The organism is Streptomyces corchorusii (genome assembly GCF_001514055.1).
Lineage (GTDB): Bacteria > Actinomycetota > Actinomycetes > Streptomycetales > Streptomycetaceae > Streptomyces > Streptomyces olivaceoviridis.
Map to the genome: position 1 here is coordinate 1 of NZ_KQ948393.1, position 14,438 is coordinate 14,438.

Consider the following 14,438-nt stretch of genomic DNA (forward strand, 5'->3'; position numbering starts at 1 on the left):
CCTAGGGCGCGAGCAGGCGCGATCGGTACAGATGAGGCGGGCGGGCGACGAAGGCGGACCCCCACTGTTGAACGGTGTGCCATTGTGAGTTGCGGTCTCACGTGTCATGCTCTTGCTGACTGGCACTCAGGGACGCGATGCACGTCCCGTCCGGTCGGCATTCCGGTACGCGTCGACTCCAAGCACATGCAGCGAAGGTGAGTACTTGCAGTGATAGCCCACCGCATCAAGAAGGCAGCCGCTTCCATCGGTGTCGTCACCGCCGTGACCCTGGGGGTCGCCTTGGGGACCGCGGGCGCCGCACACGCCGACACCCGTATGTCGTCGTACAGCAGCCAGGGGGAATGCCAGAGCGTCGCCAACTGGTACAACGCCAACGTGAGCGGTTACTTCTACTGCAACAGGGACGTGCAGGGAGTCTGGTGGCTCTGGGCCGGGAAGTAGGGTAGTCGGACCGTCGGCAGTCGGGCCCGACCCCTCGGTGAGCAGTGGAAGCAACTCCGCGCACGACTCCTGAGCCGGCCAGGGCCGTCAGCCATTCATCTCCGCCCGGTGGAACGCCGGGCGGAGATCGGTCTGTCCATGTCGGGTAGCCACCGCGACTCCCTGCCGCGGCTGTGACTTTGCAGGCTGTCTTCCCGTCGGATGGTCCGCGAACTCGCTGCTCGCAGACGATGCCGGGCCTTGCCGCGGACTCCGCGGCCACCAGCCGCGTCGGACCGGGGAGTCCCCGGCGTCGGCACCTTGCGCTCTACTCAAGGGCCACACTCATACTTTTCACAACATGTGATGATCTCTGGGAGGCACTGTCGGCGGGCGCCACCCTGCACGTCGCACCCGAGGACGCCCGTGGCTCGACGGCAGAACTGTTCCAGTGGTGGCAGGAGTCGAGCCTCACCCACTATCTGCTGCCCACCCCGCTCGCCGAACTGGCTTCACCCAGCCGTGGCCGGCTCACCTGGCCCTGCGCCACATCCTCGTGGGCGGTGACCGGATGCTGACGCGGCCCCCGCGCAGTGCGCGGGGGCCGTGCACAACGTGTACGGCCCGGCCGAAGCCACCGTGCTCACCACCCCCCACGTGTGCGACCCGAGAGCGACGACCCGGCCGCCGCCGTGCCGATCGGACAGCCCCCTGACCGGTTACACGGTCTTCATCAACCACCAGGACGGCCGGATCGTGCCCAGAGGGCAGGCCGGCGAGGTCCGCATCGGCGGTGCGGGACTGGCACTCGGTTACGTGGACCCGCGGCGAACCACCGAACGGTTCGTGCCGGCCCCCGCCGGTCGGCCGTATGCGGAGCGCGTCTACCGGACTGGTGACAAAGCGGTGATGCGCCCCGACGGACTCCTGGAATTCCTCGGGCCCCTGGACGAGCAGGTGAAGATCAGCGGCGCGCGCGCCGAACCCGCCGAGGTCGAGGCCGCTCTGGAAACGCATCACTCGGTGCGGCGCGCCGTCGTGGTCCCGTTCCAGGCCGCCGGCGGCGGTCTTCGCCTCGCCGCCTTCCTCTTGCTCGTCGCGGGTGCGCGGGCCGACGAGAACGCCGTGCTAGCCACCGTTCGCGCCCGGGTACTGAAACAGGCGGTGCCCGCCGTGGTGCGCTTCGTCGACACACTGCCGCTCAACTCCAACGGCAAGGTCGACCGCGCGCTGCTCGCCCGCCAGGCCGCTGCCAAGACGTCCGTCACCGAGGTGGCGCGGAGCCGACAGCTCTCGCAGGCCGAGGACACCGAGGCGTTCCTCCTTGCGGCCTGCCGCCGACTGCTCGACCAGCCCCACCTCACCCCGGCCGACAACCTCACCGAATCGGGCGGGACCTTACTGGCTGTCGCACGCCTGGTCGCGCTGCTCAAGAGCACCTACCCGATCCGGATCAGGGCCGCGGAGGTCATGTGCCAGCCCGACCTGGCGGCCCTCGCCGCGCTGGTCGCCACACGCCGGGCGGAGCCTGCACCCAGCTGAGCTCTCCCTTTGGCAAGGCCACACGCAATGCTCCCGGACGAGGCCGATTTCTCGGCACCGGGTCCGCTCGATGCGGTCGAGGAGGATACGGATCACGCAACATGGGTGCGGGGGTGCTCACCGAACTAGCGGCTGCCGGCGGTCTGGGAGCGCAAGGTTTCACGCAGAACGGCCGATGCCCTGTCACAGATCTCGTTCGACCCTGGTCAAACAGGTAGCGCGCAGCGCTCCACTTCCACATCGCAGATTTGTGCGACACATCAAAAGGGTTGATCATGAAGGTGGTCGTCATCGGCGGAACCGGGCTCATCGGCAGCAAGGTGGTCGCCAAGTTGCAGGAACACGGTCATGAGGCCGTGCCCGCCTCTCCCAACAGCGGTGTCAACACGCTCACCGGCGAAGGCCTGGACGAGGCCCTCCAGGGTGCCCAGGTCGTCGTCGACGTCTCGAACTCCCCGTCCTTCGCGGACGACGACGTGATGGAGTTCTTCCGTACCTCGACGTCCAACGTCCTCAAGGCGGAGAAGGCCGCAGGCGTCGGCCACCACGTCGCCCTGTCCGTGGTCGGTACGGACCGTCTGCAGGGCAGCGGCTATTTCCGCGCCAAGCAGGTACAGGAGGATCTGATCAAGGACGGGGGCATCCCCTACTCGATCGTCCACGCGACGCAGTTCTTCGAGTTCGCCAAGGGTCTCGCCGACCAGGCGACCGACGGTGACACGGTGACCCTCCTCCCCGTAAAGATCCAGCCGGTCTTCTCCGACGATGTCGCCACGGCGGTCGGCCGCACCGCCGTCGGTGAGCCCCTCAACGCCATCACCGAGGTGGCCGGTCCCGACGTCTTCGAACTGCCCGAGCTGATCCGCAAGGAGCTTGCCGCGAAGCAGGACACGCGTAAGGTCGTTGCGGACCCGAACGGCACCTACTGGGGTGCGAAGATCCAGGACGACACCCTGCTCCCGGGCCCGGACGCGCACATCGGCGAAGTCCACTTCGACGAGTGGCTCGCACAGCAGAAGTAACGGGCGCGAACGGTCCTGGCGAGGAGCGGACGAGCCCACGCCACGATCACATCGGCGTACGCCGGCGCGCCGTTGGGGCGATCGGATGTGACGGCCCACTGGTCGGTAGGCCCGGTGTGCGACGAGGCCCCTGATCGTCCGGCTGGTGTCTCACTCCCCAAACAGCCGACGTCAGGAGCCTCGCCGGTCCCGCCTCGTGCCGTGCCCCCCTTCTGGGGGCACGGCACACTCCTATCGGATCAGTTCGCTCCCCCGCCTTTGGATGACTCGCCTGGCGCGGATCAAGGCATCCCCTCCCCGCTGGTCGCCTTCATCGATCGTCGTCACAGAGCGCTACGCCTTGTATGCGAGCATGCAGGATACTCCTCAGCATCGACGGCAATTGGCTCACGCATGGACAGAACGGGCTACCGCTCGCCGGTATCCATGCGTTTCAGTTGGCGTGATCTTGCAGCAGCCTGAGGTCCGACTGCTGTGGCCAAGAAAATGAGCGCTACCGGCACTAGTGCTCTGACCGCATAGGTTCGCCGGGTTGGCGGTCATGACGGTTGGATGTGCGGTGACGTCCGAACCGATCGCTGGAGGCGCGGTGGCCAAGCCTGTCCGTGTGCGCCGACTGACCGACCAGGGGGGCAGAAGCTGCAGCAGATCGTGCGCCGGGGCAGCACCAGCTCGGTGCGCTACCGGCGCGCGATGATGCTGCTGGCCTCGGCCGGCGGGAACCGGGTGCCGGTGATCGCCCAGCTGGTCCAGGCCGACGAGGACACCGTGGGCGATGTGATCTACCGGTTCAACGAGATCGACCTGGCCTGCCTGGACCGCCTCTGCGGAAAGTCCACGGTCGGATCATCCACATCGGCCGTGAGACGTTAGGCGGCCTGCTGGCCCGCCGTGGCATCACCTTCCAGTGCACCGAGACCTGGAAGGAACCCCCTGATCCCGACCGCGACGCCAAGCTCGGCCGCATCGAGGAGGTCCTGGACCGCTTCCCGGACCGGGTCCTTGCGTTCGACGAGTTCGGCCCACTCGGAATCCGGCCCACCGCCGGCTCGGGCTGGGCCGAACAGAAGCACCCCGACCGACTGCCTGCCACCGCACCCATGGAGTCCGGTACTTCCACGGCTACTCTCGGTCGGCGACGACACCCTGTGGGGCATCAACCGCCGCGGGAAGGGCTCCGGGAACACTCTGGCCGCCTGAAGTCGATCCGCACCGCCCGGCCCGACCGCGCACCGATCTACGTGATCCTGGACAACCTGTCCGCCCACAAAGGCGCCGGCATTGGCCGCCGGGCGAAGAAGCACAAGGTCGAGCTGTGTTTCACGCCGCCCTACGCCTCGTGGGCAAACCCGATCGAGGCCCACTTCGGGCCGCTGCGGCAGTTCACCATCGCCGACTCGAACTACCCCAACCACACGGTTCAGACCCGGTGTATTGACCGCGTAGGTGTGCAGCCAGGCGGGGAAGGCGTCGCGTCGTTCCTGCTCGGAGCGGTAGGGGCGGGCGTAGGCCCATTCGTCGAGCAGGGTGCGGTTGAAGCGTTCGACCTTGCCGTTGGTCTGGGACCGGTAGGGCCGGGTTCGCTTGTGTGTGATCCCGGCTGCTGCCAGCAGGTTTCGCCAGTCGCGTGAGCGATAGCAGGCGCCGTTGTCGGTCAGCACCCGTTCGACGGTGATGCCGCAGCCGGTGAAGAACGCCTGGGCCCGGGTCCAGAAGCCGGTGGCGGTCTCCTTCCTCTCGTCGGTGTGGATCTCGCTGTAGGCGAGGCGGGAGTGGTCGTCGACGGCGGTGTGGAGGTAGCTGTAGCCGGTGTTGGCGCGGGTCTTGCGGCCGGCCTGGCGGCCGAGGACTTTGTGGCCGCCGCCGTCGGGGATGTTGCCGAGCTTCTTGATGTCGACGTGGACCAGCTCGCCCGGCCGGTCGCGTTCGTAGCGGCGTATGACGCGGCCGGTGGCCCGGTCCAGGTGGGCGAGGCTGGCCAGCCTGTAGCGGGTCAGCACGCGGTGCACGGTCGAGGGCACCAGGTGCAGCAGGTGCGCGATGCGTACCGGGCCCCAGCGGCGCAGAACGCGGACCTATGATCCGGCGTTCGGTGCGGGTCGGGGTACGACGGGGGCTGGAGTGCGGGCGGGAGGAGCGGTCGCGCATACCTGCCTCGCCGAAGTGCCGGTAGCGGTCGGCCCATCGCTGGGCCGTGCTGGGTGAGACCTGGAAGCGTTCGGCGGCCCGCCGCAACGGCCAGCGGTCCTCGACCACGCAGCGGGCCAGGCGCAGGCGACCGGTCTCGGTCAGGGGTGCATTACGGTGGACCACGAGGGCCTTTCTGGTTGGTGTCGACGTCGCAATCCACACCGAACCGGAAGGGCCCTCACCTGTTCAAGATCCCTCAGCCGAGACCTGACTCACCCGTCCACAACCTCCCCGAGCAGAACAACTAGCGAACCCTCGCCGACTCTGCCCTCCAGCCTGCTGGCGCACAGGTGCCGACGGCACCGCCCTTTGGACAACACCCACAGATCTTCCGGTGCCAACCGCTCGACCACGCGGTATCAGGCCCGGGTCAGAGCTCCCCTGGGTGCTCCATCGCGTAGCCACGAGGGTGATCGTTCCGTGGTCTGTCACTGTGACCGGGTCGAGAGCAAGGGTGTCCGCTCCTGTCACAAAACGGAACATCATGCGGACAGGTCCTTGTGGTGTCAGGTGGCCCTTGTGACCCGGTGAGTCCTGTAGCCACGTGATCGTTTCAGTCCCAGGGGATATGAGGCAGCAAGATGTTCTCGTTTCATGTTCACACGGCTCGGATCTCCGTGATCAGCGGTCTCTCTGGCCGGGAAGGCACGCCTAGGCCGGCACACCGTGCCGACGTCCCCGCAGGGACGGTGTCGGCCGACCCTGCCTGCACTGCCGAGCGCGATGCCAAGTGGCTGGTGGGTCTGCAGTTCTTCACGGGAGATCGACGCTGTGTCTGGCTGTACTACGTCATGGACGGCGCCCTCCAGGCCCCTGAAGCGGCGTGTGAGGGGGTGCGGCGGGCCAGCAGTGAGCTGCTGGACCATAGCGCACGGTCGGGGATCGAGTTCGCTGGTGAGCGGATCGAGCTTCGGCGAATACGCCAGGACGCCATCGGCCGCTTCGTTCTGGTTCCCAGCCGGTGACGGCTCCGCCCATTCGAAGCATCGTTCATGCCGCCGCAAGCGGGCCGGGTCGGTAATCGCTGCCCCCGGATTACGTGGGGCTTCGTCGAACAGCGACGAGGTGGGCACACTGGCCGTCTGCCCGTGCTCGTCGGCCAGCCGCACCGACGCACCGACCACGGCGGCCACCTCCCAGACCGGGTCCTCGAAGGTGACCATGGCGCTCACCTCGACGCGCCCCGGCTCCGTGCGGCAACCGTACGCGCTCAACCTCCGCGAGCCCGATCTCACCGCCCATGCCGACGCCTGTGCCGATGCCGGTGCCGTGCTGGCGGGGCGGACAGGGGTGTGGTCACCCAGCGGCGTGGTGAAGTCCCCGATTAGCCGATCGTTCCACCGCGCGTGGTGGAGTACCGGCAGCACCCGCCAGCACCTCACCAGCCGCCACGCACCCCGCTACCAGCGGCTGCGGCACGCTGAACGCGTCGAGCACCGCCCGCTCGACCGCACCGCCTCACACACTGCTTAAGGGCCGCGGCGAGCACCGCCGCGGCCGAGTAGTCGGCAAGTAGGGCACCTCAGCCCGTGCAGCAGGCCAACTACCGCGGCACCAACGTCACTACCGCCCCGTGTGGAGAGCACGCTGGGTCAGCCGCACGGGCCGCGCCGGCAGACCCAACACGCGCGGATCAGTGTTGCAAAGCCGAACCCCGGTCACGACACGACCCAGGATCGCAGTCGGCGGCCGATCAGGCCGACGCCCGCCGTGCCGGAAGCGGCGTCCCGCACCAGGGCGACGGCCTCTTTGGGCGGGTAGTCGAACCGGTGCCCGTTCAGGGGCCAGGTACGCCTCGCTGAAGTGCTCCAGAGACGGCAGCTTCGCCAGTGTCTGGAGCAGCGCGGCTGCCTTGAAGTACACCGAGCCGTAGATGTCGGGTTCCATCGCCCCGGCGTTGACCCGGCCGGCCGCCGCGTAGAGCGGCCCGTAGTCGTCCACCTGAGGATCACCGGGCAGCAGCTCGGCGGCGTGCAGCAGGAAGGCGACGTCCAGCGGATGGAGCGGTTCGTTCTGCGTCACGCGGCGTAACCCCGCTCCTGCTGCTCCTCGAGTTCACACCGCGCCTGAAACTCCGCCTCACACTGCTGCGCACCGGAACCGGCCGTGCCGGCCTCGTCGGCGAACGCGTCACCGCTGCGCGACATCGACACCCTGGACGCGTCGAGGATACGGTCGTCCACCGCGGTGGCCCGGGCGTACGCAACCGACAGGATGTAATCCTGCAGGCTGACACGTTCCCGCTTCGCGGCGGCCTCGCCCGCGGCACGCAGGGCTGGATCGGGGAAGCGCCGGTTCATGGCCTTCGTCATGATATCGCCGGTACCACTGCCGGGACAGCCCCGCCAGGACTGCGGCCGGCGCGTCGCCATGCCTGACGACGACTGGGCGCTGACGGCACCGCCATGAGACACCGGCACACGCCCCATGCCACCTCGCACATCTTTCCTGCCCCACCTCTTCCTCCGCCCGCACCCCCGCAGACGGCACTGACGTACGGGGACGGGTTCCGCTGCGGGAGGCGGCCGGAACGCTCCGGCCTGCCGGCGGGTGGGTCCGCCGGGATCGCGCGGTGCGGACGTGCCGGCTGCACGGCGACGGCGAGGCGCTCTCATCAAGAGCCCCTACCACGGGGAGATCGTCGTCAGTATCCTCCCGCGCACGCGGACGGTGTGATGATCCGTGTGGGCCGGATCATGGGGTCGCCGGACGCACGTGTCTGCCGTTCACTGGAAGTTCACGTGAAATCACAAATTCATCTCGAAATCGTGCACGCTTGGGTACGCCGTTTACCCGAACACGCCCGGATGGCACATGCCTGGGCCACCTCTCCATATCCTGCCTCTGTCGCCTCACACTCAGCCACCGTGGCGTTCGGCACCCTGCGATCAGGTCAACGAAATGAATGGATGCCCTCATGAGTCAGAACTTCGTCATCCAGGGGAACGACCTTTGGGACCCGACCACCTTTGATGCGCTGCGCCGCCAGCTCATCCCGTCGTTCGACCTTCTGTATGGCAGCGCGGTGCAAGCGGTCGCCATGACAGTCGGGAGCGCACCGCGCATACTCGACCTGGGGGCCGGTACCGGGCTGCTCAGCGCAGCCTTGCTGAAAGAACTCCCCGGGGCGCATCTCACTTTGGTGGACCGTTCCGAGATCATGCTCGCCAAGGCGCGCTCACGCTTCACGAACCAGGACAACATCACAGTACGTACCGGCGATCTACTCGATCCCATACCAGTCGGCGTGTTCGACGCCGTAGTATCAGGCCTGGCCATCCACCACTTGACACATGACCAGAAGCGGGATCTCTTTACCCGCATACGCGCCGCCCTGGGTACCGACGGGGTTTTTGTCAATGTGGAGCAATTGCTGGGCAGTACGCCCCGTTTGGAGAAGATGTATGACGAGCAGCACGAGCGCCATGTGATCAATGAGGACACACCCGCGCACGAGTGGGTAGCCGGACGTGAGCGGATGAAGTTCGATATCCCGATCGATCTCGATACCCAGCTCGGTTGGCTCCGGGAGGCCGGCTTCAGCCAAGTGGACTGTCTCTCGAAGGATTGGCGCTTCGCGACCTATGCCGCATGGGTGACGTCCTGACCGTTCCGAATCGGCCGGCTTACAACGGCTAACCCGAGGGCATGAGTTGTCGGTGGGTGATCAGGCAACAGGCGAGTTCGAGGAACGCTTCATGGAGGTCCGCTCGTCGTTCCAGCGCACGAACAGTCTGCGGACGCCGTGCAGCCACGCGAAGGTCCGCTCGACCACCCACCGGTAGACGTCGAGGCCGGAGCCGTGCTCGGTGCCGCGCCGTGCGATGGCGGACACGACGCCCCGCGGGCGCGAACCTGCTTGCGGTAGAGGTCGTGGTCGTAGCCGCGGTCGGCGTGGAGCGTGACAGGCGGGACGACATCGAGCAGGGGCAGGAGCTGGGACCGTTCCGCAGCCGCCGCCAGCACATCAGGCCCGAACCGAAGCCCAACTCCTTGGACGGCACTCCCGCTGGATGTCCGTGTGCAGCACGTACAGGATCCCGCACGGCACCTGCCGCTAGGCAACGACTCCGGTCGGATACCGGAACCCCCGCTCCCTCTTCGGCAGCAGCAGCTCGATCCGCTCCCACAGCCCGTCCGAGCCGATCACGATGAGCCCACATACCTCGGACAACACTCGGCCAGTGCCCCGGACACAGCCCACATGGCCGATCCACCTCATCGTGTTAGCCGTTGTCAGAAATAGGTCGGATACCAGCGCTGCGAGTCATCGCCGGAACATAAGGGCGGATTGACCCGATCGTTCGTCATCCGCCGCAGACAGGAGCGAGGATAGTAGTCAGTCCGGATCGTCAGCGTCGTGCTCTCCCCGTGCCAGAAGGCCGCCGGGTCCGACGCGGAGCATGCACGCATCGCTGGCTGCCCGCTGCGCACCGTCAGACACAAGCCGGTCGCCTTCCGACGCAGCACTGTCCCTGTCGTGACGACGGATCGCAGTACCACGTCTGATAGTCACCGAGGTTGCAGTCGGTGACGTATACGCCATTGTTCGACCGGTAATCCAGGAACACCTTAGCCTCGCGCTTTCACGAGGTGGCCTGTCCGCAGGCTGGTGTCCTGTTGGCTGCGAGGGAAAGAGCACTTTCCAGGTGAGCGAGCTTACCGCGTCGTACCCGCGTGTCCGTGTCCAGGGGGACGGCCGCCAGGTGGTCTCGTAGGTCGGCTCGGTCCTGCTGGTGGAAACGGTCCGCAAAGGTCGGCCTCGACCAGGCGATATCCGTGGCGCTGACACCGTGGCGAAGGCCGCGGGCCGTACATGATCCCGGGAAGGTCCTCGGGACGTCGCCCTGGCAGTCGCGTTGGGCGGGGACTGCCTGGCCGATGTCGACATGCTGCGAGTCGAGCCGGCCATGTTCGGGCCGGTCGCCCCCGATCCGACGGTCTCTCGCCTCATCCACACCCTCGCCGTCTCCGGGGAGAAGGCCCTGGCAGCGATCCGTGCCGCTCGGCCCGAAGCACGCAAGCGGGCCTGGCAGTTGCGGGAAAACACCCGATGCGGGCAGGACGGTGACCGTCGGCCTCGACGGGGTGCTGGTGATCGCGTACTCGGACAAGGAGGACGCCGCACCGACGTGGAAGCGAACCTACGGCCACCACCCTTTGATGTGCTTCGTCGACCACGGACAGGGCGGCACCGGTGAGCCTGTGGCGTCCCTGCTCAGGGCGGGCAACGCGGGCTCGAACACGGCTGCCGACCACATCACCGCCGCCTGCATGGCCCTGGCCCAGCTACCGAAGAAGTACCGGCGCGGGCGCCGGACCCTGATCCGCACCGATTCCGCCGGCGGAACCCAATAATTTCGAGACTAGTATCAAGCTGTCTTGACCACAGGGGAACTTCAGCCACCGAACTGGCTATCGATGCACCGACCCCACCCTGAAAACCTCAGTGGACTGGCATTCGTGACGGCCGCTGGTGAACACTGCTCCCGACAGGGCCTCCTACCCGGTGACCCGGAGGAGTGAGTATCCCCGCACGATGTGTGGTCTACACAGAATCCGCAATCCAGGGTTTCTTTGCTCCCCTGGAGTGCCCGCAAGTGCCCTGTTCCGTGACGGTTGCCGTAAGGCCTGGCGGCCTACAGGAAGCAGATGAAACAGTTCCCACTGCGATCAAGGATATCGCTCCCGGCACTTCGGGCCGGGACGGGAACGTTTGGGAGACAACATGTCACATTTCCGGACAATGGCTTCTGCGAGTCTGCTGACGGCCCTGGTCTTGGGTGCGTCCGTGGGACTACCGGCGACGGCGACGGCCGCGGCTGCAAGCAGCGGGCATGTCGGCTGGTACCTGAACAGCAATGACTGCTACAAGGCAATGAGCAAGGAGATGTTCGTGCACCCGGACCGGCAATACTCCTGCACCCCCGGCAGTTGGGGATGGAGTCTGGACTGGACGGGCTTCTAACCACGCTTTTCCGTGATGGGCCACCAACAGAGTTGGTGGCCCATCACGTTCCACGGGCCGTAAGGGGCGCCGGGCGTCCAACGGCTCGGAGTTCCACTGTCCAGCACAGGTACTGATGCTGGTGCTGTTGGTGGGACAGAGGGTTGCCGCCAGCCAGGGCCGGACGGTGCGCCGTCGCCCCGCCCTTGTCACCGATCCGACCGCGACCGAAGGCCGTGCAAAGATGACTCGCAACCTGCCCCCATTATGGTGCCCTCTTCCCCCGGCCCGGCACCCCGATTGGGTCCGACTCGACCACGACGCCGTCGACTTCGTACGTGAGCAAGGGCTTTACGACAGCGACGACCAGCTCTGGCGCCTGGCAAGCACCCGAGTAGGAGATCTCGTCGCACGCGTCAGCCCCAATGGCCACCATCCCGTGCTCCAGATGGTCGCCGACTTTTATCTGTGGCTGTTCGCCTTCGATGATGCCTACTGCGACGAAGGCGCACTGTCCAACGACCCTGGCGGGCTGTGTCTGGAAACGTCCCGCATCCTGCGCGCCGCTGAGGTGCCCATGTGCACCGGCAGCAACCGCTATGCTGATGCGCTCGCGAATATCAGCCGGCGCCTGGACTCCACCGCCACTGGTGTCCAGCACGCACGATGGCGCGAAGCTCTTCGCTCCTACTTCCACTTCCAGAGCTGGGAGGCGGAATACCGGCGCCGCCGTGAGACACCTCCTCTGGAGGAGTACGTCGTCGCCCGACTCCAGTCCGGTGCCGTGAAAGTCTGCTTCACCCTCCTCGACATCGCTGACGGCTACGAACTTCCAGCCGACGAGTTCGAAACCCCTCTCATGCGTGCTCTTATAGAGACGGCCTGCGCCGTGATCGACTGGGATAACGACATCGCCTCCTACACCAAGGAGGCGCAGCGAGGCCATGACACGATCAACCTGCGCGACATCTTCGTCCAGGAGTACGAACTCGATGGTGACGGCGCACTCAGCGAGGCCCTCCGCATGCGTGACCACGTGCTGGCACGCTTCCTCCAACTCAGTGCCGTATACACCGGCACGTCCGAGTACACCAGACGCTATATCCGGTCGCTCGGGCACTGGATCAGAGGGAACCTCGACTGGCAGAACTCAACAAAACGTTATGGCACTACTCACCCCATCGTTGGCCAACGCACGCTACCCGTCACCGGACCATTGCGCATCGAAAGTATCGCTTGGTGGTGGGACGACGCGTTGACGCGGTGAGGAGAGACTCGCGCACAAACGGGGGGCCGCCCGTAACCATAGGTGGTGGCTCTGGGACAGGTCGCAGCCCAGCCGTAAGCGGGGTCGACGGCGAACTCGCAGACGAGTGGAACGCCGCGGCGCACGTGGAGGACACCGAAGCCGACGCGGCGAAGAGGCCCTTCACCCGGGACGAGTTGCAGGCGTTCTTCGACTACGCCGACGACCAGGTCACCAAGGTTCGCGGCCGGGGCCGTACGGGCTGGCTGCCCGCGTTCCGTGACGCGGTGCTCTTAGACCGTGTCCTATGTGGTGAGGCGGCCGTTGGTCAGGCCATGGGGCGGGGTACGTGGAGTTGGATTGTTCCGGACGGGCTGTGGCAGATCGCGAGGCCGCTGATCCCTCCGTCGAGGGTGCGTCCGCAGGGCGGGGGAACGCAGGACACGCCTGATGAGACGCTGTTCGCGGCCCCAGACACCGGCTCTCGACCAGATCAGCAACCGGCGGTGAGCAGTCGACTTCGATTTGCCGAAGCACGGTGGCAGAGCCCGCCGGGCGCAGCCGCTGACCAGTACGTAGATGATGGCCTGTCCAGGACGACGCGGGTGACGTCGATGAAGCCGGCGTCGTCGAGCCGATGCAGCACGGCCTCGTGCAGACGGGGGGGGCGAACACACAGGTCCGAGCCCCGTGGACAGGGGCAAGCCGGGTTCCAAGATGCACGTCCTGCCGGACGCGAACGGACTGCCCCTCCTGGTCGGCGTTTCGGCGGATAACACCCACGACAGCGAAGGGCTGAAGCCGATGGTGAAGGGTCACCAAACGAGACACGACCCTCGCCGCGGCCGGTTCTTCAAGCCCCAGCGCCTGCATGCGGACAAGGCATACGATCGCGCTGACCTGCGCAGGTGGCTCCGAGGCAAGCGCATCGGCGTCCGCATCGCGCGCAAAGGCATCGAGCCCAGCGAGCGATTAGGGCGCCACCGCTGGGTCATCGAGCGCACCATGTCCTGGATGTCCGGCTACCGCCGGCTCAGCCCCCGCTACGAACGCGATCCCCGCAACTACCTCGCCCTTCTCGGCCTCGCCGCAGCCATCTGCTGCTACAAGTGACTGCTCCGCCTCATCACATAGGACACGGTCTAAGCCCCACGCTTTCGCAAGTAAGCCCGTCCAAGACTTGATCAAATAAGTGGAGAGTGCCCCTGACCTGCAACGATGGGACTTGTCGAGGGTCCTGTCAGTCGCAAGGAAAGAGCACTCTCCAGGTGAGCAAGCGTAGTGGGTTGTATCCGCGTGTCCGCGTCCGGGGCGGCGGTGAGAGGGCGGTCTCGCAGGCCGGCGGGGTGCTGTTGGTAGAGCCCGCTCGTCGTGCCGGCCTGGACGCCGTGTTGTCGACGGCGCGCCGGTCCGCCGTTGGGAGCCCAAACGCCTGCAACTGCGGCTGCTCTCCGCCGCCCAACTCGTGACCACCGGCCGTCGCCGCTGGCTCCGTCTTGCCCACCACTGGCCCTGGACCGAGTCGATCACTACCGCGTTCGAGCGACTACAAGCCCTGCCGAACCTCGGCTGACCGGCAACGACGTCCTGTCCCAACGAGTCATCCTCAGACCGGAGCAGTGGAACCCGGCGCCCACCCGACGCGACAGCCGGGCCACAAGCATGCCCACCACCAGCCCGAACACCCCGAAACGGCCCGCCGGATGACCCGACGGGCCGTCACGAAAGATCGAGGTTAGGTCCCGCAAAATTCTGGAACTGTCCCGCCGTCGCCGCAGCGTTCGCCGGTGTGCAGCTCAAGGCCAGCGCGATGCCGGACGCCGCTACGACCGCCAGCCACATCGATATCACAGCCCATCCCATCCCTCTGTCCTAGCAGTCGGTCGGCCAGCGTAGACCGCCCTAACCCCGTCAAGTAGCCCGAACCGGCCAAGGGGGGACACACCATTCCGCCGACTGGACGGCCGCGATGCGATGAATTCGGTGACAGCGCGAAAATCAGCCGGTGATCGTCTCCAGGGTCAGCGGTACCTGCGCGGGCCCGAACGCGCGGGTCGGGGCGAATGCA

Annotated in this window: 8 protein-coding genes and 9 pseudogenes; 12 read left to right on the plus strand and 5 right to left on the minus strand. The window is 66.6% G+C overall.

What is annotated here, in order from left to right; genetic code table 11:
- The first annotated feature begins 210 nt into the window (after positions 1-210).
- The 4 genes and pseudogenes from AQJ11_RS44800 to AQJ11_RS44815 all read left to right on the plus strand — a co-directional run.
- Entirely contained in the window at positions 211-444 is a 234-nt protein-coding gene (locus tag AQJ11_RS44800) for a hypothetical protein (protein WP_059267360.1), read from the plus strand.
- Positions 445-1,029: 585 nt separating this feature from the next.
- On the plus strand, positions 1,030-1,965 hold the full coding sequence (locus AQJ11_RS44805) for an AMP-binding enzyme (protein ID WP_059267361.1): 936 nt from the start codon (positions 1,030-1,032) through the stop codon (positions 1,963-1,965).
- 275 nt (positions 1,966-2,240) lie between these two features.
- Positions 2,241-2,987 (plus strand): SDR family oxidoreductase, encoded by a 747-nt coding sequence (locus AQJ11_RS44810; protein WP_059267362.1) that lies wholly within the window; start codon positions 2,241-2,243, stop codon positions 2,985-2,987.
- A 589-nt stretch (positions 2,988-3,576) separates the two neighbouring features.
- Positions 3,577-4,423, plus strand: a pseudogene (locus AQJ11_RS44815) (transposase); the annotation flags it as partial.
- Between the two features lie 6 nt (positions 4,424-4,429).
- On the opposite strand, the pseudogene AQJ11_RS44820 reads toward AQJ11_RS44815, so the two are convergent.
- Positions 4,430-5,300 (minus strand): annotated as a pseudogene (locus tag AQJ11_RS44820) (IS481 family transposase); the annotation flags it as partial.
- A gap of 771 nt (positions 5,301-6,071) precedes the next feature.
- Here AQJ11_RS44820 and AQJ11_RS44830 point away from each other — a divergent pair.
- Positions 6,072-6,650, plus strand: coding sequence for a hypothetical protein (locus AQJ11_RS44830; protein WP_159061819.1), 579 nt, complete (start codon positions 6,072-6,074; stop codon positions 6,648-6,650).
- Between the two features lie 185 nt (positions 6,651-6,835).
- On the opposite strand, the pseudogene AQJ11_RS47945 reads toward AQJ11_RS44830, so the two are convergent.
- Together AQJ11_RS47945 and AQJ11_RS44840 are read right to left on the minus strand one after the other, a co-directional pair.
- Positions 6,836-7,199: pseudogene (locus tag AQJ11_RS47945) on the minus strand (fic family toxin-antitoxin system, toxin component).
- On the minus strand, positions 7,196-7,489 hold the full coding sequence (locus AQJ11_RS44840) for a hypothetical protein (RefSeq protein ID WP_208616780.1): 294 nt from the start codon (positions 7,487-7,489) through the stop codon (positions 7,196-7,198). Before AQJ11_RS44840 ends, AQJ11_RS47945 begins: the two are co-directional and overlap by 4 nt.
- Positions 7,490-8,094: 605 nt before the next feature.
- Between AQJ11_RS44840 and AQJ11_RS44845 the strand changes: the two genes are divergently transcribed.
- Entirely contained in the window at positions 8,095-8,784 is a 690-nt protein-coding gene (locus AQJ11_RS44845; RefSeq protein ID WP_063807763.1) for a class I SAM-dependent methyltransferase, read from the plus strand.
- Between the two features lie 28 nt (positions 8,785-8,812).
- Here the strand turns inward: AQJ11_RS44845 and AQJ11_RS52050 are convergent.
- Positions 8,813-9,119 (minus strand): annotated as a pseudogene (locus AQJ11_RS52050) (transposase); the annotation flags it as partial.
- A gap of 707 nt (positions 9,120-9,826) precedes the next feature.
- Between AQJ11_RS52050 and AQJ11_RS44860 the strand changes: the two are divergent.
- The 4 genes and pseudogenes from AQJ11_RS44860 to AQJ11_RS50660 form a co-directional block, all read left to right on the plus strand.
- Positions 9,827-10,529: pseudogene (locus AQJ11_RS44860) on the plus strand (transposase); the annotation flags it as partial.
- A 394-nt stretch (positions 10,530-10,923) separates the two neighbouring features.
- On the plus strand, positions 10,924-11,145 hold the full coding sequence (locus AQJ11_RS49650; RefSeq protein WP_159061820.1) for a hypothetical protein: 222 nt from the start codon (positions 10,924-10,926) through the stop codon (positions 11,143-11,145).
- 115 nt (positions 11,146-11,260) lie between these two features.
- A complete protein-coding gene (locus AQJ11_RS44865; protein WP_159061821.1) occupies positions 11,261-12,391 on the plus strand; it encodes a terpene synthase family protein in 1,131 nt (376 codons plus the stop codon).
- A 314-nt stretch (positions 12,392-12,705) separates the two neighbouring features.
- Positions 12,706-12,834 (plus strand): annotated as a pseudogene (locus AQJ11_RS50660) (IS5/IS1182 family transposase); the annotation flags it as partial.
- On the opposite strand, the pseudogene AQJ11_RS47960 reads toward AQJ11_RS50660, so the two are convergent.
- A pseudogene (locus AQJ11_RS47960) lies at positions 12,835-12,957 on the minus strand (transposase); the annotation flags it as partial.
- On the opposite strand from AQJ11_RS47960, the pseudogene AQJ11_RS44870 reads away from it, so the two are divergent.
- A pseudogene (locus tag AQJ11_RS44870) lies at positions 12,949-13,483 on the plus strand (IS5 family transposase); the annotation flags it as partial. The pseudogenes AQJ11_RS47960 and AQJ11_RS44870 sit on opposite strands and share 9 nt — an antisense overlap.
- Positions 13,484-13,781: 298 nt before the next feature.
- Positions 13,782-13,943 (plus strand): annotated as a pseudogene (locus AQJ11_RS49020) (transposase); the annotation flags it as partial.
- Positions 13,944-14,438: the final 495 nt, after the last annotated feature.